This window comes from Serratia microhaemolytica (assembly GCF_004011885.1).
GTDB lineage: Bacteria > Pseudomonadota > Gammaproteobacteria > Enterobacterales > Enterobacteriaceae > Serratia_G > Serratia_G microhaemolytica.
The window spans coordinates 15985-36835 of the sequence record NZ_SBEF01000036.1 but is presented as its reverse complement, the minus strand read 5'-3'; the positions used below and the strand labels follow the sequence as shown (position 1 = coordinate 36835).

At 49.1% G+C, this 20851-nt stretch carries 16 protein-coding genes and 2 pseudogenes; 7 read left to right on the top strand and 11 right to left on the bottom strand.

Features of this window, described 5'->3' with window-relative positions; translation table 11 throughout:
* The 3 genes from tnpA to EOJ37_RS11570 all read right to left on the bottom strand — a co-directional run.
* A partial coding sequence (gene tnpA, locus EOJ37_RS15075) for an IS66 family insertion sequence element accessory protein TnpA (protein WP_420820636.1) occupies nucleotides 1–81 on the bottom strand: 81 nt, incomplete at its 3' end.
* A gap of 216 nt (nucleotides 82–297) precedes the next feature.
* Nucleotides 298–2211 (bottom strand): UvrD-helicase domain-containing protein, encoded by a 1914-nt coding sequence (locus EOJ37_RS11575; protein WP_127960066.1) that lies wholly within the window; start codon nucleotides 2209–2211, stop codon nucleotides 298–300.
* Nucleotides 2198–4483 carry an AAA family ATPase gene (locus EOJ37_RS11570; protein WP_127960065.1) on the bottom strand — a complete coding sequence of 762 codons (2286 nt, stop codon included), beginning with the start codon at nucleotides 4481–4483 and terminating at the stop codon, nucleotides 2198–2200. Before EOJ37_RS11570 ends, EOJ37_RS11575 begins: the two co-directional genes overlap by 14 nt.
* 931 nt (nucleotides 4484–5414) lie before the next feature.
* Between EOJ37_RS11570 and EOJ37_RS11565 the strand changes: the two are divergent.
* Nucleotides 5415–5594, top strand: a pseudogene (locus EOJ37_RS11565) (transposase); the annotation flags it as partial.
* Nucleotides 5595–5790: 196 nt separating this feature from the next.
* On the opposite strand, the pseudogene EOJ37_RS11560 reads toward EOJ37_RS11565, so the two are convergent.
* Nucleotides 5791–6121, bottom strand: a pseudogene (locus EOJ37_RS11560) (IS1 family transposase); the annotation flags it as partial.
* A gap of 221 nt (nucleotides 6122–6342) precedes the next feature.
* Here EOJ37_RS11560 and EOJ37_RS11555 point away from each other — a divergent pair.
* Both EOJ37_RS11555 and EOJ37_RS11550 read left to right on the top strand, forming a co-directional pair.
* Entirely contained in the window at nucleotides 6343–6705 is a 363-nt protein-coding gene (locus EOJ37_RS11555; protein ID WP_127960063.1) for a hypothetical protein, read from the top strand.
* 457 nt (nucleotides 6706–7162) lie between these two features.
* Complete coding sequence (locus EOJ37_RS11550) at nucleotides 7163–7807, top strand: YchE family NAAT transporter (protein WP_127960062.1); 645 nt, start codon at nucleotides 7163–7165, stop codon at nucleotides 7805–7807.
* 101 nt (nucleotides 7808–7908) lie between these two features.
* On the opposite strand, the gene EOJ37_RS11540 is transcribed toward EOJ37_RS11550, so the two are convergent.
* The 3 genes from EOJ37_RS11540 to EOJ37_RS11530 form a co-directional block, all read right to left on the bottom strand.
* Complete coding sequence (locus tag EOJ37_RS11540) at nucleotides 7909–8232, bottom strand: HI1450 family dsDNA-mimic protein (protein ID WP_127960061.1); 324 nt, start codon at nucleotides 8230–8232, stop codon at nucleotides 7909–7911.
* A gap of 346 nt (nucleotides 8233–8578) precedes the next feature.
* Complete coding sequence (gene cls / locus EOJ37_RS11535; protein ID WP_127960060.1) at nucleotides 8579–10039, bottom strand: cardiolipin synthase; 1461 nt, start codon at nucleotides 10037–10039, stop codon at nucleotides 8579–8581.
* A gap of 165 nt (nucleotides 10040–10204) precedes the next feature.
* Nucleotides 10205–11677: a mannitol dehydrogenase family protein gene (locus EOJ37_RS11530; protein ID WP_127960059.1), complete on the bottom strand. Its 1473-nt coding sequence runs from the start codon at nucleotides 11675–11677 to the stop codon at nucleotides 10205–10207.
* Nucleotides 11678–11950: 273 nt separating this feature from the next.
* Between EOJ37_RS11530 and uxuA the strand changes: the two genes are divergently transcribed.
* The gene (uxuA, locus tag EOJ37_RS11525) at nucleotides 11951–13141 is read left to right on the top strand and encodes a mannonate dehydratase (protein ID WP_127960058.1); all 1191 of its coding nucleotides are present in this window, start codon (nucleotides 11951–11953) and stop codon (nucleotides 13139–13141) included.
* A 50-nt stretch (nucleotides 13142–13191) separates the two neighbouring features.
* Here the strand turns inward: uxuA and yeiP are convergent, their stop codons facing one another.
* Complete coding sequence (gene yeiP, locus EOJ37_RS11520; protein ID WP_127960057.1) at nucleotides 13192–13764, bottom strand: elongation factor P-like protein YeiP; 573 nt, start codon at nucleotides 13762–13764, stop codon at nucleotides 13192–13194.
* A 280-nt stretch (nucleotides 13765–14044) separates the two neighbouring features.
* Here yeiP and EOJ37_RS11515 point away from each other — a divergent pair, with 280 nt between their 5' ends.
* Nucleotides 14045–15706: an ATP-dependent nuclease gene (locus EOJ37_RS11515; protein ID WP_127960056.1), complete on the top strand. Its 1662-nt coding sequence runs from the start codon at nucleotides 14045–14047 to the stop codon at nucleotides 15704–15706.
* 240 nt (nucleotides 15707–15946) lie between these two features.
* Here the strand turns inward: EOJ37_RS11515 and cspD are convergent, their stop codons facing one another.
* On the bottom strand, nucleotides 15947–16168 hold the full coding sequence (gene cspD, locus EOJ37_RS11510) for a cold shock-like protein CspD (protein WP_127960055.1): 222 nt from the start codon (nucleotides 16166–16168) through the stop codon (nucleotides 15947–15949).
* A gap of 334 nt (nucleotides 16169–16502) precedes the next feature.
* Here cspD and clpS point away from each other — a divergent pair, with 334 nt between their 5' ends.
* Together clpS and clpA are read left to right on the top strand one after the other, a co-directional pair.
* On the top strand, nucleotides 16503–16823 hold the full coding sequence (clpS, locus tag EOJ37_RS11505; RefSeq protein WP_127960068.1) for an ATP-dependent Clp protease adapter ClpS: 321 nt from the start codon (nucleotides 16503–16505) through the stop codon (nucleotides 16821–16823).
* Between the two features lie 391 nt (nucleotides 16824–17214).
* Nucleotides 17215–19494 (top strand): ATP-dependent Clp protease ATP-binding subunit ClpA, encoded by a 2280-nt coding sequence (gene clpA, locus EOJ37_RS11500; protein ID WP_127960054.1) that lies wholly within the window; start codon nucleotides 17215–17217, stop codon nucleotides 19492–19494.
* A gap of 297 nt (nucleotides 19495–19791) precedes the next feature.
* On the opposite strand, the gene infA is transcribed toward clpA, so the two are convergent.
* Both infA and aat read right to left on the bottom strand, forming a co-directional pair.
* Entirely contained in the window at nucleotides 19792–20010 is a 219-nt protein-coding gene (gene infA, locus EOJ37_RS11495) for a translation initiation factor IF-1 (protein WP_127960053.1), read from the bottom strand.
* A 132-nt stretch (nucleotides 20011–20142) separates the two neighbouring features.
* Complete coding sequence (gene aat, locus EOJ37_RS11490; protein WP_127960052.1) at nucleotides 20143–20841, bottom strand: leucyl/phenylalanyl-tRNA--protein transferase; 699 nt, start codon at nucleotides 20839–20841, stop codon at nucleotides 20143–20145.
* Between the last annotated feature and the right edge of the window lie 10 nt (nucleotides 20842–20851).

The following is a 20851-nucleotide window of genomic DNA, read 5'->3' as shown; positions in this document are numbered from 1 at the left end:
GCGACAGTAAGCGGATTGGGAGAGTCCGCTGTTTCGCCAGTTATCAAGATGCTGCTGTTTTTGCTGTTTGGTATATGGCATGGTTTATTCTCAAGCAGAGGATGTGATGGCGAGAATAATGATCGTGGTTGACGAGGCTAACAAGGTGAGATGGCCGGATGTTTACAGAGAGCCAGGAAAGCTATTAACTTCTGTTACTAGGTCTTATTGTTAGCTAAAAATCGAAAGTAAATTCTTATTATCTAATATCCATTCAAGTTTCTGTGGCTTAGAGATATTGGCAATTTAAGTGCGGTATCATAGTCGCTCAATTTCCCCAGCAGCAAACCATTGATTACGAATCGCAGCCGCGATCAATTCATCGGGATTTTCGGTGTAAGCGACAAGAGCTAGGCTTTTTTTTGCGCGAGTGCATGTGACATACAAGAGACGGCGCGTGCGTTCAATGCTGCTATCTGTAGCATCGGCAAGATGCCTGTGATCCGAATCCGATAGAGGCTTGGCTTCGAATAGTTTGTCGTATGAAAATAGAAATCCACGAGCATCACTGTCATCTAATACTACCAATACGCGTTCAAACTCGAGGCCTTTTACACCCTGATGAGTTCCGAATGCTCCACGGTCATTTACATATTCTGAGAATGGGATCGTCTGGTTATACGGCGTTTCCAAAAACGCTCGCCAAGCTTCAAGGCTTGCTGGTGATGATTCAGTAGATTTCTCTTCGTTATCCGAAATATCGTCATCGGTGATCTGCCGAGCTTCTGTCATAGTGAAGTTATCGACGACGAATGGCTGTAGTGCAGTTGGAATTTCAAATAGGCGGTACTTTGCTACACACTCCAGTACTGCAAGGAAGGTAGTGGTGGGGTGTTCTGGGTTGAGAGCAAGCAGTGCATCCACTCCGGAACGTATTGGCAGTAGTGGGTCGTTCGAGATTGACGCTTGGGCGATAGCCGACCGCTTAAGAAGCGGAGAGGCTGCGCGCAGATGAGCCATAACCGCGAATCTATCACCTGCGCGTGCAACTGCGATGAGTGGGGCAACCCGATCAGTAAACAACCTTAGACCAGCAAGCTCTCCGGTTCGTAGTCCTGTTGAAAGGCGCGAATCCCGATCTAGGGCTTGGAACATATCGAGGAAACCGCACCGTGATGCCGCCATATGGTGCTCAAGAGTGAGCACTTTGGTTGTTGCCTCAACACGCCAGTTGGAGTCATCACATAGATCGGCCATCCGTTCTCGGGCTCTTCGCTCAAATCCCGGCTTGTCAGGTATGTCGTTGGATGCGACGAAAAGACGAACAAAACCTACCTCACTGTCGTTGCGGGCAACTTGGCTTTGGCGATCAACTGACGCTCTCAGCACATTACCAAGCGTGATGACACGCTGGGGTGAGCGATGGTTCAACCGCTTAACCGGACGAGCCCAATCTGTAGGTACGAGGTGCTCTAAATTCGGATGACCATCAAGGTAAATCCGCTGCATAGTGTCGCCGAACAGCCCCATGCCGAATTTTCCCTTGTTCGCAGCTGCGAGTGTAAAGAATGCTTCGAGCAATATCTTGTTTGTATCTTGACTCTCATCGATGAGCAGAAAAGGATATTTGTTGACGAGAACCGCTTGCATTGATGGTTTTGACTCAATGAATGAAGCCGTGATTTTTAGCACCTCGTAATGCGACAGAGAGTCCTGACCATAATTGTCCCCATTGGGATTGTAGGTGAAACGCCGTGGGACGCTGAGCCATTCGAGGCGTCGCCTTGTTGAGTTGATGGCGCGCTCGCGATCTATCGCTGCTTTGCTGCTAGCACGTCCCTTCGCCTGTTTCTCATATAGTTCGGCAAGGTCGGTCGGAAGGGCTTCAAGTAGCCATGCCTGAATATCATGATGATAGGTCTTGATATGTTGCCAGCAGAAACTGTGAATCGTCGAAATGGGGAAGAGTGGGTGATCTCCGATGCGCGCTGTGAGCTCGTCTGCTGCTGCGTTTGTATAGGTAATCACAGCGATCTTCTTGCCTGAGCGTTGGAAGGCTGCACCATAGTTTTTGAAAAACGTCTTGAGTGCATTTTCCAAGGAGCGTGTTTTCCCAGAGCCAGCACCGGCATACAGGAAAAAGCTTTTGGGGGCGGTGGGGTTCAGGCAGGCCTGGATTTGTGCGTCGGCGCCGTCATCAAAATTTGGTGATACGGTCTCAATTTCTAACATGAGGTAGTCCTGCCTTAAATTCGCTGTCCGCGATATCTCTGCTAACTGCGCCTTCGAACCATTCAAGACCGGCAGCTATGTAGCTGGGAGGCTTCAAAGCCTCGGGGTCTTCAAGCATTAAGCAATCGAGTGCAAACGCAGCCTTCTCGGCAGTTTTTAGTAAGCCGAACAATTCATCTGCAAGGTCGTCGTCCGAAAGTTTCTGAGCCAAGATGGTGCAGATTTTGGCTGATGTGGCAGAGCCTTTGACCCCTTTTAAAACGGCGAGATTCTCTAAAATCAACGCATCCTCGAATGTTCGAGGAGTGATTAGATTATCGCCATTGCCTGGCTTTTGGTAAGCAACATAGAGTTCATAGTCGTCGCCGGTCGTTAATGCATGTTCTTCAGGTGGCAGTGCTATTAATTCGTCGATCAGCTTTTTCTTGGGGTGCCATTCTTTGAGCACTGAGTTTGCCGTTTGTTGTCCTTCACCTTGCTTGGGACGTGTTGATTTCCAGCGAGTCGTTTCCTTGCCATTCTTGTCGGTTATTTTGGCTAACACCGTTGCATCAAGATCACCGATGATCAACGTTGCAATGCCAAGTGCTTCAATCAGATCGCGAAAGCTATGCACGTGGCTGCCACCAAGTTCAAGGATAGTGACATAGCGCCGCGCTAACTCGGGGAAATGATGACGAATAAAATGAGGTACGAGAATACGTTCAGCTTGACCTTCAACAAATATGACCCCATCCGCAAAGAAGAGGTCACAGTGTGTAGCCTTCAGATAGCGCTTAGCGAAGCGTTTTGTATCGTCGCCGTCACCGAAAATATGGGAAAGATTAGCGACTGTCGTCGTTGGTGTCTCTCCTTTATGCGCGGCAGGCCTGCGCCGGAAATAACGCAAATTAGCGAAATCTGCTTCATGCGCGATATGGCTTGAATGGGTGCTGACAATCAATTGGGTGCAATAGGTATTCTCGGCACCAAGATCGTTGTGTTTCCTGAGAAGATCGTATGCTTTGTTGATAAAGACCTGCTGAACCTGTGCATGAAGGTGCGCCTCAGGTTCTTCAACAAGTACAAGGTGCAGAGGCTGGATTTCATGCGGTACATCGGTACCTTCGAGCAGGCTTGCCTTTTTGACACGCATCCACTCGTCACGAAAACCCATAAGCATAAACACCATGGCTATGAGGTTCTGATAGCCGAGACCGGAATAGTCTTCTGGGAGCTTGAGCGTCTTGGTACCATTGCCTGAGGGGTCGGCAACCTGATATTGCACTGAAGATCCATGTTTTAGCCCGTCCGTTGCTCGAAGAAGTGTTGATATCTTGAGTTTAGGATTGTTCATGCCGGGATAGCCTAGGTCCTCGAGTTCTTCAAAGGCCGCAGCAAACCCAGCTTCAAGGCGAGTGTCAAAGCTTTGTTCGGCTGCTTGAATTGCTCCAAGTGCCTCATAATCCTTTTCTGAAGGTGTTTTCGATGGATCAAGATGGCGGTCGTAATAAGAGCGAAGCTGATCAGATAGGCGTCGTTTGAACCGGCGAGTAGTAGCCTCGGTCTTATCCTCACCACCGTCATTGCTTCCAGCATCAGCGAAGTCGCGCTGTGCAGCGATTTCATCGATTTTGATTAGGTTTTTAAATGGAGGATGGTCAAACGCTAGCGCACTTGTGGGCAGTACTTGCGGTGTTGTAAATCCGTTCTTACCTGGCAATGTAACAGCAGCAGGGTCTAGAGGATAGGCTAAAAGTTCAATGTATGTTTGTAACCTACGTTCTAAGAAATCGGTTAGGCTGCTTGGCCATAATGCGATCTTGATTATTTCATCGTTCGGCCCATTGATCGATGCATCTCGTGCTGGGATACGATGTGTGAGATATTCGGCTTTGAGTTTGTCGAGATCTTTGACTCGGTATGATAGCCGCACACCAAGCAGGCCGCCGGACCAATCCAATGTTGGAAGGATATGAACGACATGGTGGATCTCGCTGAGTGGAACGTCGAGCCATATATCAAGCGAAGGAAGGAGCGCATTAAGATCGACAGTGGATTCGCTATCTGCTTCCCACTCATCACCTAAGAGGTCGATTTTTGTCCAGTTTGAAATCGTTACATCACGTAGCGCAAGACGCTTCGGTGAGAGTAGAAAAATGCGCAGAGCCAGCATTGCCGAAGTTTTGCCACTATTATTAGCGCCAACAAGAATCGTCGTTTTTTTGTCGAAATCGAGATGCGTAGATTTCAGTTTTCGGAAATTATTAATCTCGACAAATTTGATGCGCATGCTGCCCCCTTTGTGCACACTTCGCCACTGACAGAATCAAATGCTGAGCCTTGTACGTTCCCTTTTAACCGAACAGCTACTGCTTAGCATATTTGTAAGAGAATCATATCTCTGTTTGCTCTGCTATCTCTAGTACATAATAGACTTTGATTCTTGTCCCTAAATAACCGATTAAAACTGACTGAGTTCAGAGTAACAGTGGGCAGATAAAATACGAATCAGGATATACAAAAAATATTTTTGCTCACAGAGCTCCATCAAACTCCACACCTCAACTATCCCCTTGCGACCTGTTTTAAGGCAGTTATAATCTTCCTGTCAAACGTGCTCGTAGAGCACACACCCAAGCGCACCGGTTCCTGTAAGTGCGCGTTCAGAGCACCCCTCTGAATGGAACTACCCAAGCCATCACCGCCTGATATTAAAGATGGCGACGCAACACGCGTTCAGGCTTCCTCTCCCAGACGAAAAACCGTCATTCCAGCTCACCGACGAACCGCCGCCGTTCCTGCGGCAGCGTCAACCGCTACTCCCCTGCGTACAGGTTGAAATCGGGCACCACCCGATATTCGGCCCTGTACGCTCTTTTTTTAACTGCCGCAGCGGGCAACAAGGCGTCACTTTCAACGCGTAAAGCGAGAAAGTGACGCCGCACAACACCCCGCGCCAGACCAGACAGAGCGCCGTTTTTACGGCCTTTTGACAATCTGACGCACCCTTTATCCCACCTTTTACAGGAGAAAACCGACCGATACCCATGGCGGGTCACACGACCCGGGGGAACACCTGCGAAAGCAGGCGGCTGCACAGTGTGCATCACCGAACCCCACCACACCTAAACCGCATCCCACCGGGTGCTGTAGTGGTACAGTAATTTTGGCCACCTGATGAGAGGTGTTAAGATACACCTCATACACGAGCAGGTGAAACAATGAGTAATAGAACATTTAGTGCAGAATTCAAACTAGAGGCAGCGCAACTCGTTACTGAGCACGGGTATTCAGTAAAAGAGGCGGCCACAGCGATGAATGTCAGTAAATCGGCGATGGATCGCTGGGTCAGGCAATTAAAACAAGAGCAACAGGGTATCAGCCCTAAAGCTTCCCCCATACACACAAAAGACTGAATTAAGACCTTAAAAAGATCGATTCATAGTAGCATAGAAAAAAAGCAGACGAGACACAAATACGGACTGAGATAGAATCCCTTAAACCGCAATAAAACAGCCCATTCGCGAACCAACTTATAGACACAAACAAATAAGTCTAAAATAAGTCCGCTGACTCAGAACGGCGAAGAAATGACTACATTTCATCCACTTCGCAGATGAGCTGTATTTGCAGGTTGTCCAGTGGCAGCGCAGTTACACATCGCGGCGAGAGTTTTTAACGTGCGCACAACAGCATTGATACTGATATGCAACGCCCGTGCGGTATCACGGATACCTGCGTTATTCATAGCGAGGTCAACGATTTGCTCTTTCATACTCGGGTGACAGGCGCGATAAGCGTAATCGAGTTGGAAAGTTCGGCAACACATTTGGCACCGATAACGCTGATGGCCGGCTTTTCCCAGACCGTGTTTTTTAACGAATTCCGTCTGTTTACAAAATGGGCACTTCACATCAACTTTTGCCATTCGATACACTCAGTCAAAAGAGTAGTCTTACAACACAATCCACACTTTGGATACTTGACCCCACAGGGGGGATGCTATCGTCCCGTGGTTATACGCCGATGAGGTTGTGCATCAGATGGACAGTTATGAGTTGACGTGATGCCAGCCTCGCTGACTGTCACACTTTGCGGCGATTACAGAGCTATGAGCCGCATTAGCACCAGAGATCTATGTGTGGGTGAATGCCTACCGCAGCAGATCACGTTGCTACCCCTATAAGCCGGAACAGTTTTTTTCTTAACCAGATAGATCCACTATTCAATATCAATGCACAAGATTATCAAAGTTTGGGTAAAGCCTGCCTGACAGGAGAGCAAGTAATCAGTGTTGATCAGCATCGAACTATCCGCCGCTGCCATTTTATCGATAAAAAACTGGGTAATATTTATCAGCAAGACTATCGCAGCGTATTGATTCCACGCCCTTGTTCACGTAACCACTGTCAATGTCATATCGGCTATGTTCATACGCCGGAACGACAGCTCTACCTGCTATTCGGCGATGGTGTTTTGGAAAGAATACCTTCTTCTGTTTCTATGAGTTAATCGAAATTAAATGCTGTTTAGTGAATGGTAGAGCAGGTGTAACCCGTACAGGGAGTGGATAGCTAGACCCGTATTCAGGTTACGCGAAGATGCCAGTTAGGGCGGGTGATAAACCTGCTATATTTACACTGATATTGTGCATTTGTCAGTGCAATAAACTAACAATATGCCAAATAATGAATTAGTTATCTAATTTTTGCAGTGGATTGTTGCTATAAATCCTATTACACTGGCGCGGTTTTATTGCCATACTGACGCGATTCAAACCACTGTGGGTTATCAAGGTTGTTTGAGGGTGTGCCATATGGTTTTTAAGTGATATTAAAAACAAATCAATGATGTAGAGTGAAGCTTGTTAGCTCAATGGTGCTTATTCATGCGAGTTCCCTAGCGGTTAGCGCAACGTGTTGGCGTTTTTGAAAATAATGGGCGTAGCGCGACTAATTCGGGGTGTGTTGTGAGTCAATTCTTGCTCGATTTTCCTATTTATATCAAATTCTTTGTTGGTCTGTTTGCGTTGGTGAACCCGGTAGGTATTTTGCCGGTGTTTATTAGCATGACTAACTATCAATCAGCAGCAGGGCGTAATAAAACCAACCTTACCGCCAACCTTTCAGTAGCGATCATTCTCTGGGTTTCGTTATTTTTGGGTGAGAGTATCTTGCTGATGTTTGGTATCTCAATCGACTCATTCCGTATCGCCGGCGGCATTTTGGTGGTCAGCATTGCAATGTCGATGATCAGCGGTAAGTTGGGTGAAGATAAGCAGAACAAGGAAGAGAAGTCGGAGAGTGCATTGCGCGAGAGTGTCGGCGTGGTTCCATTGGCATTGCCACTGATGGCGGGGCCGGGTGCTATCAGTTCTACCATCGTTTGGAGCTCACGTTATAACAATTGGCACAATTTGTTGGGGTTTAGTCTGGCGATTGCACTGTTTGCTTTTTGTTGTTGGTTGTTATTCCGAGCTGCGCCGCTGTTAGTGCGCTTGCTAGGTCAAACCGGGATCAACGTGGTGACCCGTATTATGGGCTTGTTGCTGATGGCATTGGGTATTGAGTTTATTGTCACCGGCGTGAAGACCAGTTTCCCTGGGCTGCTGTAGGGGAGTCGGTTGCTGTGTGCTGCCGTCGTTCACGCTGACGGCAGCGATCATATCTGCTGATAACTGCGGCTATGTAATCAAGCAGGTGCGATAGGTGGTTGTTACTCGCGCCATAAAATATGGCACAGTTTGTTGTCGCGTTCTCGGCAGATCAATATGCGGGCAAATACCTCGTTGATTGCTTCGCTTTCATTCGGGGCGAGTCCAATCACCACTTCAGCAAAAAAATCGGCATCAACTGGGTAGTCAACATGCTGTTGCCACTCTTCGCTGGCATCATACAGTTCAGCCCCACCGCGCTGTTCAAACTGAAGGTTGAATAGCAGAATGTCGGCCGGATCGAGGTTGTCTCCGGCCAGTTCAAGAAAAATATCATAAGCTTGTTCTAGTGTTTCATCATCGGTCAGGCGATTATTCAAATCCATACAAGTACCTTAGTGAGTGAGAGATTTTGCTGTTATTTTTATTAATTTGGCCCAAGAGGGTCTGAATGCCTACCCGATTTCGAACCTATCCAATCTGCACCACGCCTTTTAGCCGCATCGGTGATCCTCGGCTACCTTATCTATGCAGTGGCTGAGTGGTCGCTCTACAGCAATGCGCTAGCATAAAGCTCCCTCGTGGCCTATTGGCCAGGTTCTGGGCGCTATTCTACCTGCCATTTTTCTCTGAGCAATCACTGAAATGTTTGTTTGCTGTCCAGGTGCGGTGTTTTCTGGGGCATTCTGTTTCTAACTGAGTGCAACAATTGTCATTACATGCTGGGGCTGATTAAAGTAACGGGCTGAAAAAGTAAAAGATACGTTCGACAATACGGTGCCAAAATGGGCGTTTTGCCCACTGTTTTATTGCCAGTAATTTTGAACGTGTGAGGTAGTCACGCTGTATTTTGTCCAGATCGTGACCAAAGTCGTTATCGTCGATCGCCAGGGTGACTTCAAAATTGAGCCATAGGCTGCGCATGTCCAGGTTTACGGTGCCAATCAGGCTGAGCTGGCCATCAACCAGCACGCTCTTGGTGTGTAATAAGCCACCTTCAAACTGGTAAATTTTTACCCCTGCTTCCAGTAGTTCGGAGAAGAAGGCGCGGCTGGCCCAACGCACCATCATTGAGTCGTTGTCACGCGGTAGGATGATGCTCACTTCAACACCACGTAGTGCGGCAGTGCAAATTGCGTGCAGTAGATCGTCGCTAGGGACAAAGTAGGGCGTAGTCATAGTTAATTGTTGACGTGCTGAGTAAACAGCGGTGAGGAGCGCTTGATGGATCAGTTCGTCAGGGAATCCAGGACCAGAGGCGATCACTTGGATCGTGTGCCCATGCTCTTGTTCAAAGGGCATAAAGTTGACGCAGGGTGAGGGCGGCAGCAGACGTTTGCCGGTTTCAATTTCCCAGTCGCAGGCATAAACGATACCCAGTGTGGTAGCAACAGGCCCTTCCATTCTGGCCATAAGATCTACCCATTGGCCGACGCCGGCATCTTGCTTGAATAGCCGTGGATCAACCATGTTCATGCTGCCGGTATAGGCAATGTGGTTGTCGATCAATACCATTTTGCGGTGCTGGCGCAGATCGATACGGCGAAAGAAGAGACGCAGTAGATTAACTTTCAGTACTTCAACCACCTCAATACCGGCGGTCCGCATGATGTTGGGGTAGTGGCTGCGGAAAAATTGTCGGCTGCCAGCAGAGTCAAGCAGTAGGCGGCATTTTACGCCGCGCATTGCCGCAGCCATGAATGCTTGCGCCAGTAAGTCAACTTGGCCACCCGGTTGCCAGATGTAGAACACCATATCGATATTGTGCTGTGCCTGCTCAATATCCAGGATCAAGGTTTCCAGTGTGGCGTTGCTGGCAGTGAGCAGTTGTAGGTGATTGCCTTTTACCCCTTCAATGCCTTGTCGATGATAGCAGAGCTGAAATAGCGGCCGCGCTACTTCGCTGTAGTCACTGGCGAAAATGCGTCGACACTCTTTCAGTTCGGTTAGCCAACGCGCAGTTGAGGGCCACATTGCTTTGGCGCGTTCTGCACGTTTTTTGCCTAAGTGCAATTCACCAAAAGAGAGATAGGCAATAATACCGACCAGCGGCAGGATGTAGATCACCAGCAGCCATGCCATTGCGGAAGGCACGGCGCGCCGTTTCATTAGAATACGCAGTGTCACTGCGGCAATAAGTAGCCAATAGCCAAAGACAAAAAATCCGCTGACTACGGAATAAAATAAGCTCATAACAGGCGAAAGTTCCGTTCGCAATTCATCTATCGTGAGTGTAGCGGTAGAACCTCAAAGGTGAAACTGTTTATTACAGGCTGGCAGAGGATTGGCTGCATTATTAGGCGGATTGGTTTGCACACGCAGATGGAGAACGAGTTACCTGCGTGCGCTGCTACTAAATTACTGCGCGAGCCAATTGATTACCGTTTGGCGTGCGCCATGATCACGGAGCGATAGGTAGGCGCTAGTGACCTGATCAACAAAGTGCTCATCAGCAGGTAACTGTTCACCGAAGATAGTTTTTAACTTTAACAGAGTACGCACGCGCTGTTCACCATCCTGCGAGCTGGCGACGCTCTGTTGTAGCTGTGTGAGCATCGGATCGCGGATGTCAATCGGCTGGCCAGCATCATCCGTGCCGCTGACATAGCGCATCCAGCCAGCAATACCCAACGCCAGTCCACGGTAACTGCTACCCTGTTGGCGGTGCCAGCGGATCGACTCCAGCATTCTTTGTGGCAGCTTTTGAGAACCATCCATAGCAATTTGCCAGGTACGATGTTGTAACGCCGGATTGCGATAGCGTTCGATCAGTTGGTTGGCGTAGGCAGCGAGATCAATCGATGGCATTTCCAGTGTTGGTGCTTGTTCGTTAAGCATCAGTTGGTGCGCTGCGCGGCAGTAAGCTTCATCTGCGACACACTCGTTGATGTATTGGTAACCGGCCAGGTAGCCGAGGTAAGCGAGAAAAGAGTGGCTGCCGTTGAGCATACGCAGTTTCATGCGCTCAAACGGTAGCACATCGCTTACCAGTTGCACTCCAGCCACTTGCCAGTCAGGGCGACCAGCGACAAAGTTATCTTCAACCACCCATTGGATAAAGGGTTCACAGGCAATACCACACTCATCACGCACTCCACCAAGCGCATTGCTGATCTCGACCAGCGTCTGTTCTGTGGCAGCAGGCACGATGCGATCCACCATCGTATTAGGGAAACTGACTTGCTGTTCGATCCATGCAGCTAATGTTGTGTCACGCAGTTGTGCCAGTCCGAGAACCGCGTTGCGTACTACATGACCATTTTCTGGGATGTTGTCGCACGAGAGTATACTGAATGGTGCCAGATTTTGTTGGCGGCGGCGTGCAAGTGCTTCGACCAGAACGCCAGGGACTGATCCAGGTTGAGTTGGGTTGGCAATATCAGCCTGGATCGCTGGGTGTTGCACATCGAGTTGACCGCTTCCGGGTTCAATACAATAGCCTTTTTCGGTAATCGTCATTGAGACAATCGCTACCTGTGGTTCGGTCAGTTTGGCTAAAATCGCTTCGATGCCATCGAGCTCAATATGTAGGCTTTCACGTACTGCACCGACGATAATCGCTTGATGATTGTCGCCGCTCTTTTCCAGCACGGTGTATTGGTGTTGTTGCTGGCGTAGCGCTTGAAACAGCGCTTGACCACCAAACAGGCTCACCTCACAGATCCCCCAGTCGCCGCCCTGGCGGTTAAGCACCCGATCGGTCAATAGTGCTTGGTGTGCTCGGTGAAAGGCACCAAAACCCAGATGTACGATGCGGCTGGAGAGTGACTGGTGGGAGTAGTTGGGGCGTTGCACCGCCGCAGGTAGTGGGGAATTAGCGATCGTTTTCATGAAAACTCCATGACAAGAAAAGTGTGGTCGATAGCAACAGTCAAGATGTTAGACCAGTTTTGTGCCGTTTATCTGCTTTTAGTATCACTACAGAGCAGAGATGAATCAGTGCGTGACAGCAAATAGGCCAGTAATAGTGCCAACTTGCCAGTGACATCAAGTTTATGTGCTAGCCAATTTACCATATCACATGGTTGAAGATAAGTGATATCTATTATAAAGTGGTATGACAACATTCCACATGGCTAACTGACTTTTACAAGGGCAAATCTAATGGAACAAACATGGCGTTGGTATGGGCCAAATGATCCCGTTTCACTCGATGATATACGTCAGGCGGGGGCGACGGGTGTGGTGACTGCGTTGCATCACATTCCGAATGGTGAGGTGTGGCCAGTGGCAGAAATCCAAGCTCGCCAGGCACTATTAACCGAGAAAGGGCTGGTTTGGTCGGTGGTAGAGAGTATTCCTGTGCATGAAGAGATCAAGACGCACAGTGGCAATTATCAGCGTTATATCGCCAACTATCAGCAGTCGCTGCGTAATTTGGCGCAGTGTGGCGTTGATACCGTCTGTTATAACTTTATGCCGATCCTTGACTGGACACGTACTGATCTGGAGTACCAACTGCCAGATGGTTCCAAGGCATTGCGCTTTGATCAGATAGCATTTGCTGCTTTTGACCTGCATATCTTGCAGCGTGCAGGTGCAGAGCAGGATTACTCCGCGCAAGAGATTGCTGAGGCCAAGGACTATTTTGCCGCGATGAGTCCGGCGGACATCGCCAAGTTGACTGGCAATATTATTGCTGGATTGCCGGGGGCAGAAGAGGGCTACACGCTGGATCAATTCCGTGCCCGGTTAGCCGAGTATCAAAATATCGATAAGACGAAACTGCGTGAAAACATGGCGTTTTTCCTGCGTGCGATTGTGCCTGTCGCGGAAGAGGTTGGCGTGCGTTTGGCGGTACATCCTGATGATCCACCGCGTCCGATCCTCGGTTTGCCGCGTATTGTCTCTACGATTGAAGATATGCAGTGGCTGAAGGAGTGTGTCGATAGCATCTACAACGGTTTTACCATGTGTACCGGCTCTTATGGGGTACGCGGTGATAACGATTTAGTGAAGATGATTGAGACGTTTGGTGATCGCATTCACTTTACTCACCTGCGTGCTACCTGCCGTGAGCAGAACCCGAAGACGTTTCATGAAGGCGCTCATCTGCACGGGGATGTTGATATGGTAGCGGTGGTTGAGGCGATTTTGACAGAAGAGTCACGTCGTCATCAGGCGGGCGATCGCCGTGCTATCCCAATGCGACCAGATCATGGCCATCAGATGCTCGATGATCTGAAAAAGAAAACCAATCCGGGTTATTCAGCGATAGGGCGTCTGAAGGGGTTGGCAGAGATCCGAGGGGTTGAGTTAGCACTGAAGCGGCGTTTCTTCCCTCAATTACTGTAATTGCTGGCTGGTTAACAACCAGAGCGTTATGGTTAACCAGCCTAGCACAGTTAGTCAGCCCGACTCATGTAGCGACGTTCGGCAATATGGATGCGGATCTTGTCGCCGGTCGTTAAGTACTCAGGAACTTGAATAGTCAGGCCGGTCGCCATGGTGGCCGGTTTGTTGCGAGCGCTGGCTGAAGCACCTTTAATGCCAGGTGCTGTTTCGATGATTTCCATATCAACGGTTTGTGGCAACTCTAGCGCCAATACTTGTCCTTCCAGCATCAGCACCTGCATACCCGCCAACCCGACTTCGGGGATGAACAGTAACTCCTCTTCGATCTGATCTTTCTTAAAGATGTATGGGGTGTAATCTTCATCATCCATAAAGACATACTCTTCGCCATCGATATATGAGAGGTTCACCTTGCGGCGGCTGAGATTGATGGTTTCTAGGATGTCATCCCCTTTGAAACGCTCTTCTACTTTCAGCCCAGTACGCACATCGGAAAAGCGCATTTTGTACAGTGTACTGGCTCCACGTGCGCTGGGGCTTTGAACATCTATATCTTTAACTAACAACAGTTTCCCGTTGTGATTAATCGCCATGCCACGCTTGATTTCGTTTGCTCTTGCCATTTGAGATAACCTGATTGATAGCGCCCAACGGTTTTCCAGATGCTGCAATGGATGCGTGTTCTGAAGCCGATCAGCGAGAGATTAAGAAAAGTTGCGACAAATTACCCGTGTGGCGCTGTTCAGGCAAGTATTACTGTTAAAAACCGTGTCGATAAACTGTGCTGTCAGTAGGGCAGCAAAGGCTAAATTTATCTACCAGAGGCGGCACACTCTGCTAATGTCTGTGGTGAGTGTAGAAAGTTTCGCTGTTGGTGAAGGGGTTAGCTACAGGAGTAGGCCAATGTTCCTGGAACGTGTTGAGATCGTAGGATTTCGCGGTATTAATCGCCTCTCGTTGCAACTTGAGGATAATACCGTGTTATTGGGTGAGAATGCCTGGGGTAAGTCGAGTCTGTTAGATGCAATGACGCTGCTACTTGCACCGCATCAACCATTTTATCAGTTTGAGGCGAAAGACTTTCACTGGCCGCTGGCCGAGAGCACGGTTAACGAGCGCCATTTGCAGGTTATTTTCACTTTTTGTGAAAAAGAGATCGGTCAAATGCATTGTGCACGCTACCGGCCACTACTGGTCACCGGCGTTAAGGGGGATGATCGCCATTATCGTATCTACTATAGCTGCCAGGGAGAGTTGGCCGAGGATGGTTCGATCCTAACGCTACGTCGCTTCCTTGATGCCAATGGCGATGTTTTGCCGCTACAGGATGTCGATCAACAGGTTCAGTCACTGCTGCGTCTTCATCCAGTATTGCGCTTGCGTGATGCCCGTTTTATCCGTCGTTTGCGCGCGAATACGCACGGAGAGACGCCGCTGACCAATGAGCACCGGCTACAGCAACAGCTTGATAAACTCCGGGATGATTTAGCACATAATCAGCAGCGGTTAACGCCGTTTGAGGCAAAGCAATTTTTGCCAGCGATGCAACAACTGTTGCAGCACTACTTTGCTGAACAGGGCGCACAGGAAGTTGACCGACGTGCTGATCGGCAGTATTCGGAACAGTGGGTGTGGCGTTTGTTGGACAACATCAACCGGCTGATTGCTGAACCGAAAAATCGCGCTATTCGTCTAACGTTAATCAGTATCTTCTCAAACTTGTTGCAGGCAAACAGCAACCTAAAGTTGGCAGCAGATGCACGACCACTGCTGTTGATTGAAAACCCGGAAACACGCTTGCATCCAATCATGCTGTCCGTCGCATGGAATCTGTTAGAGCAGATGCCAGTGCAACGTATCACCACCACTAACTCAAGTACTTTGGTCTCACTGGTGCCAGTAGAGCAGATTTGCCGTTTAGTTAGGGAGTCAAATAGCGTGGTGGCTTATCGTCTGGGTGCGCAAGGATTAAGTATTGAAGAGGGGCGGCGGATTGCTTTCCACATCCGTTTTAATCGCCCCTCCTCACTGTTTGCGCGTTGCTGGTTATTGGTTGAAGGCGAAACAGAGGTCTGGCTGCTCAATGAGCTAGCGCGTCAATGTGGCTACCATTTTGATGCGGAAGGGGTACGTGTGATCGAGTTTGCTCAATGTGGCTTGAGGCCATTACTCAAGTTTGCTCGTCGGATGGGGATCGAGTGGCACGTGTTGGTGGATGGCGATGAAGCTGGAAAGAAGTATGCCAATATAGTACGCAGCTTGTTGAATAATTATCAACAGAAAGAGCGCGATCGCTTAACCGAACTACCCGCAGCAGATATTGAAAACTTCATGTACAGAGAGGGGTATAGCTCAGTTTATTACCGAGTGGCTGGGTTGCCCTCTACCATTCATATGCCGATGCGTAATGTGATCCGCAAAGCGGTACAGCGCTCATCAAAACCCGATCTGGCGATTGAGGTCGCAATGCAGGCGGCGAGCTGGGGAACGGATGCCGTTCCAACGTTACTGAAGAAGATGTTCTCACGCATCATCTGGTTGGCGCGCGGACAGGCTGATGAGTGAAGTGATAACGTGGCTGTTAATCTTTTGATAAGTTATTATTTTTATCTCGTCAAGATGCAGAGGGTTACCTGGTAATACCGTTAACCTGCCACATCTTGACGTGATGGCCATTGTGAAGCCATTCGCTGAACGCTTTAGCACAGCAGCACTGCCAGTGACAACTGCTGGTGTTAGCAAGCCAGACAGTCTGTTTACCGGCAGATGCAGCATGTGCATTGCGGCAGTGAATGCTCATCGTACTCAGGTCACTGCTTCACTTTCCAGTGGCAAGATCAGGCTGGCGTGGTTCCCTTTCGGGCCTTGATGCACGTCAAACCTGACTTGTTGGCCAGCTTTCAATGTCCTGTAGCCATCCATCTTAATCGTTGAGTAGTGAACAAAAATATCTTCGCCACCACCTTCAGGGCAGATGAAACCAAACCCTTTTGCGTTATTGAACCACTTGACAGTACCAGTATCCATGTTTCTACATCCCTCTTAAGGCAATTTTTTAGTCGAGATGAATAACCCGTTTTTTATGTGGCTGGTGATTAGAAAACCAGCAACACATAAAATTACACTTTAGAACAAATGATCATTCCGTCAAGCGATGAATGATAAGAATCATAGAATAATTCCGCAAAGTTTGAGGTGGTTAACGTTGATGTCAAAACTTGTCAGATTGGCGGGCTTGTAGGGGTTTATTTTGCATTACTACATCGCAGTCACAAAAATGCTAGAATGGGCGCAACCCCCAGTTTTGAATAATCCAAATGTAACTCATATACTAGAGCACGATCAGAGAAGACAAACCACCATGGGTAACCACGATACTTGGCTTGATTTAGCGCATTCAGCCAAACAACAGGCAAAAGATGCGCTAAAACCGCCCTCAATGTACAAGGTCATATTGAACAATGATGACTATACTCCAATGGAGTTTGTGGTTGAGGTTCTGCAGAAGTTCTTTTTCTATGATTTGGAGCGAGCTACCGAGCTGATGCTACAGGTTCACTATCGAGGTAAGGCTGAGTGCGGTGTGTTTACCGCTGAGGTTGCTGAAACCAAAGTTGCACAAGTGAACAGTTATGCAAGGGCAAATGAACATCCGTTGCTCTGCACGTTAGAAAAGGTCTGAAAAGACAATCTTTACTCTTGCCGAGCTAACCAGCAGGGGTACATACACTAACTATTCCTAGGGGGAATGCTGAAAGGTTGCGTAACAGCCAGGGCATGACAATGATAGGTAACAGTAAGGTTGACCAACACTGGAGAACCTTCCGCGTAACGGGTTGATGCACAATTGAGTGACCCGAGCACAGGTTAGATACCCCACTGATTTCCAAGATGCGGGCAGGTGGCAACGGGGTCGTTATTCGCTGAGTGAAGTGATGCGGGCGATCATTTGCTGCTGCGGTGTCTGTGGCCTTAGAGGCCGAGATCAGGCGGGCTCGGCTTGCCTTACCACTGCTTACCTTACCATGGTTAGATACTGAACGTTTTGCAAGCGGGATGCCTTCATAGAGTCCATGCTCAATCAAGAACTGGAATTCAGTCTCAAAATGGCTTTTGCCAGAGCGCGCGAACACAGACATGAATTTATGACAGTGGAGCACCTGCTGTTGGCACTGCTCAGTAATCCAAGTGCGCGAGAGGCACTTGAAGGATGTATGGTTGAGTTGAGTCTGTTACGTCAGGAACTTGAGACCTTTATTGATCAAACCACCCCCACGCTTCCAGCTAGCGAAATGGTGCGAGAAACCCAGCCAACGATCAGTTTCCAACGCGTGCTGCAACGAGCAGTGTTTCACGTGCAATCTTCTGGTCGCAGTGAAGTTTCCGGTGCCAATGTGCTAGTGGCGATTTTCGGCGAGCAGGAGTCTCAGGCGGCCTATCTGTTGCGTAAGCACGATGTTAGCCGTTTGGATGTAGTGAACTATATTTCTCATGGTACACGTAAGCATCAGGCTGGAGAGCAGCCTAATAGTGAGAACCCATTGCATGAAGAGTTGCCTGGCGGAGAGGATCGTATGGAAAACTTCACCACCAATCTGAATCAACAGGCACGCATTGGTGGCATCGATCCATTGATTGGTCGAGATCATGAACTGGAGCGAGTCGTTCAAGTGCTGTGCCGTCGGCGCAAAAATAATTCCCTGTTAGTTGGCGAATCGGGGGTCGGTAAGACTGCGATCGCTGAGGGGTTAGCTTGGCGCATTGTGCAAGGGAATGTACCGGAAGTGATAGCTGATTGTACGCTCTACTCGTTGGATATTGGTGCACTACTGGCTGGCACTAAATACCGTGGTGACTTTGAGAAGCGTTTTAAAGCATTGCTTCATCAGCTTGAACAGGAGCAGAACAGCATCCTGTTTATTGATGAAATCCACACCATCATAGGTGCTGGTGCGGCATCGGGTGGCCAAGTAGATGCGGCTAACTTGATTAAACCGTTGTTGTCGAGTGGCAAAATCAGGGTAATTGGTTCAACGACCTACCAGGAATTTAGCCATATTTTTGAGAAAGATCGCGCACTGGCACGTCGTTTCCAAAAAGTCGATATCACTGAACCTAGTGCAGATGAGACGGTTCAGATTATCAATGGCCTGAAGACGAAGTATGAGGCACACCACAATGTGCGCTATACCGCAAAGGCGATCCGCGCTGCCGTCGATCTTTCGGTGAAGTACATTAACGATCGACATCTACCAGATAAAGCGATTGACGTGATCGACGAAGCGGGAGCGCGCTGTCGTTTGCTGCCAGCCAGTAAGCGTAAAAAAACCGTCAATGTAGCAGATATTGAGTTCGTGGTTGCGCGTATGGCACGCATTCCACAAAAGAGCGTCTCTGCCAGTGATCGCGATGTATTGAAGCACTTAAGTGAGCGGTTAGGTATGTTGGTATTTGGCCAGCAAACTGCGATTGAAGCACTGAGTGAAGCGATTAAGATGAGCCGTGCCGGATTGGGGCATGAACGTAAACCGGTTGGCGCATTTTTGTTTGCCGGGCCAACGGGGGTGGGAAAAACTGAGGTTACGGTGCAGTTGGCAAAAGCGCTTGATATCCAACTATTGCGCTTTGATATGTCTGAGTATATGGAGCGTCATACGGTTAGCCGTTTAATCGGTGCCCCGCCGGGCTATGTCGGTTATGATCAGGGAGGTTTGCTGACTGATGCGGTCATCAAGCACCCGCATTCCGTGGTGCTACTGGATGAAATTGAGAAAGCGCACCCAGACGTATTCAACCTGCTGCTGCAAGTGATGGATAACGGTACCCTCACCGATAACAACGGGCGTAAAGCGGACTTTCGGAATGTGATCCTGGTGATGACGACCAATGCCGGGGTGCGTGAGACCGAACGCAAATCGATAGGTTTGATCGACCAAGATCGCAGTGTCAATGCAATGGATGAGATCAAGAAACTGTTCACACCAGAGTTTCGCAATCGACTGGATAACATCATCTGGTTCAATCACTTGTCACCTGAGGTGATCCAGCAGGTTGTGGATAAGTTTATCGTCGAGCTGCAAGCACAGCTAGATGCCAAGGGGGTGTCGTTGGAAGTGAGCGATCAGGCGCGTGACTGGTTAGCGCTCAAGGGCTATGACCGAGCGATGGGAGCACGCCCAATGGCACGGGTGATACAGGAAAATCTGAAGAAACCGCTGGCTAACGAGCTGCTGTTTGGTTCGCTAGTGAACGGTGGTGCGGTGAAGGTCGATCTGGATCATGCTGCTAACCGCTTGAGCTGTGAATTTGTTAGTGCACAGAAGCAGAAGGCTAACGAGGGAGCACTGCATTAGTTAATTGCTGTAGGCAGCGACTCTGGATTGCACTAATGGCCACAGTATAGAGAGCGCTGCTGAGACGGAGATGCTGAGCAATCTGTTTTGCTGCTCATGATAGCGATAGCGGGGGGTGGCTGTTGCCACCAACCAGCGTGTTATAAGCGACAGTTGTTACTATCAAGTGTTCGAACGCCGCAGGCATCATCCCGCTCGGCAACCACGGTCAACGAGACGCTGAAAGCAGTAAATGACGATGATGCGGCGCTAAACAGAGGCAGCTTGCCGCCAGCAGTTGGCGGCAACTCAGGCAGATTAACGGCTACGGAAGACAATGCGGCCTTTGGTTAGGTCGTAAGGGGTCAACTCCACAGTGACTTTATCACCGGTCAGGATGCGGATGTAGTTCTTACGCATTTTACCGGAGATATGTGCAGTTACTACATGTCCATTTTCCAGTTCAACACGGAACATGGTGTTTGGCAGCGTATCCAGGACGGTGCCCTGCATGTCAATATTGTCTTCTTTGGCCATCGAATCCTCTAGGTATAACGAGCTTGGTTTTTAACCGGCAAGATAATGCCGAAAAACTCCCAGTATGTAAACATCTGCGGGTGGATAATGCACCATTTTGGCAAAATTAGTTTTTGCCAAACCCATCTCAACTTATTGTAGGGGGATAATCTGCGTTCGCCAGCAGGCTTCGGCTAAAATTTTATGCTGAAGGTTGACCAGTTGCTGCAGAAACCGCTCACGAGAAATTTCCCGCGCACCAAGCTGCGCAGTGTGCGCGTTCAGCACCTGACAGTCAACTAATTCTCCACCATAAGCAGAAAAATGGCGGCAGAAGGCGAGCAGAGCGCATTTTGAAGCATTGCTGTGTCGGCTAAACATTGATTCGCCACAAAACAGCGCCCCCTGTGCAATGCCATATAGCCCACCGACCAGTTGTTCATCTTGCCACACCTCTACTGAATGGGCATAACCGCGCTGGTGTAATTCAAGGTAGGCTGCTTGCATCTGCTCGGTCAGCCAAGTGCCTTCATTGAGACGATCGGCACAGCCGGCGATCACTGACTTAAAATCGTAATTCAACGTGATATCAAAGCGACTGTGACGCAGAAAACGTTTGAAACTGCGACTGAGATGATATTGCTCAGGGTAGAGCACCGCACGTGGATCAGGTGACCACCACAAGATCGGTTCGCCGGGAGAGAACCAGGGGAAAATTCCAGACTGATAAGCGGTGATCAGACGAGCAGCAGAGAGATCACCGCCGATCGCCAGCAAACCCGAGGGTTCACGCAGTGCCAGCCTTGGATCAGGAAAAGCCAGCGAGTGCATTGAGAGTTTGGCTATCGGCATAACATCGAAC

Excerpts from the sequence above, each read along its gene's own strand:
- clpA (WP_127960054.1), top strand. The coding sequence starts at position 17,215 with ATGCTCAATCAAGAACTGGAATTCAGTCTCAAAATGGCTTTTGCCAGA.
- EOJ37_RS11540 (WP_127960061.1), bottom strand. The coding sequence starts at position 8,232 with ATGGATTTGAATAATCGCCTGACCGATGATGAAACACTAGAACAAGCT.
- cspD (WP_127960055.1), bottom strand. The coding sequence starts at position 16,168 with ATGGATACTGGTACTGTCAAGTGGTTCAATAACGCAAAAGGGTTTGGT.
- EOJ37_RS11515 (WP_127960056.1), top strand. The coding sequence starts at position 14,045 with ATGTTCCTGGAACGTGTTGAGATCGTAGGATTTCGCGGTATTAATCGC.
- aat (WP_127960052.1), bottom strand. The coding sequence starts at position 20,841 with ATGCCGATAGCCAAACTCTCAATGCACTCGCTGGCTTTTCCTGATCCA.
- EOJ37_RS11555 (WP_127960063.1), top strand. The coding sequence starts at position 6,343 with ATGCCTACCGCAGCAGATCACGTTGCTACCCCTATAAGCCGGAACAGT.
- yeiP (WP_127960057.1), bottom strand. The coding sequence starts at position 13,764 with ATGGCAAGAGCAAACGAAATCAAGCGTGGCATGGCGATTAATCACAAC.
- EOJ37_RS11575 (WP_127960066.1), bottom strand. The coding sequence starts at position 2,211 with ATGTTAGAAATTGAGACCGTATCACCAAATTTTGATGACGGCGCCGAC.
- uxuA (WP_127960058.1), top strand. The coding sequence starts at position 11,951 with ATGGAACAAACATGGCGTTGGTATGGGCCAAATGATCCCGTTTCACTC.
- EOJ37_RS11570 (WP_127960065.1), bottom strand. The coding sequence starts at position 4,483 with ATGCGCATCAAATTTGTCGAGATTAATAATTTCCGAAAACTGAAATCT.
- infA (WP_127960053.1), bottom strand. The coding sequence starts at position 20,010 with ATGGCCAAAGAAGACAATATTGACATGCAGGGCACCGTCCTGGATACG.
- clpS (WP_127960068.1), top strand. The coding sequence starts at position 16,503 with ATGGGTAACCACGATACTTGGCTTGATTTAGCGCATTCAGCCAAACAA.
- EOJ37_RS11530 (WP_127960059.1), bottom strand. The coding sequence starts at position 11,677 with ATGAAAACGATCGCTAATTCCCCACTACCTGCGGCGGTGCAACGCCCC.
- cls (WP_127960060.1), bottom strand. The coding sequence starts at position 10,039 with ATGAGCTTATTTTATTCCGTAGTCAGCGGATTTTTTGTCTTTGGCTAT.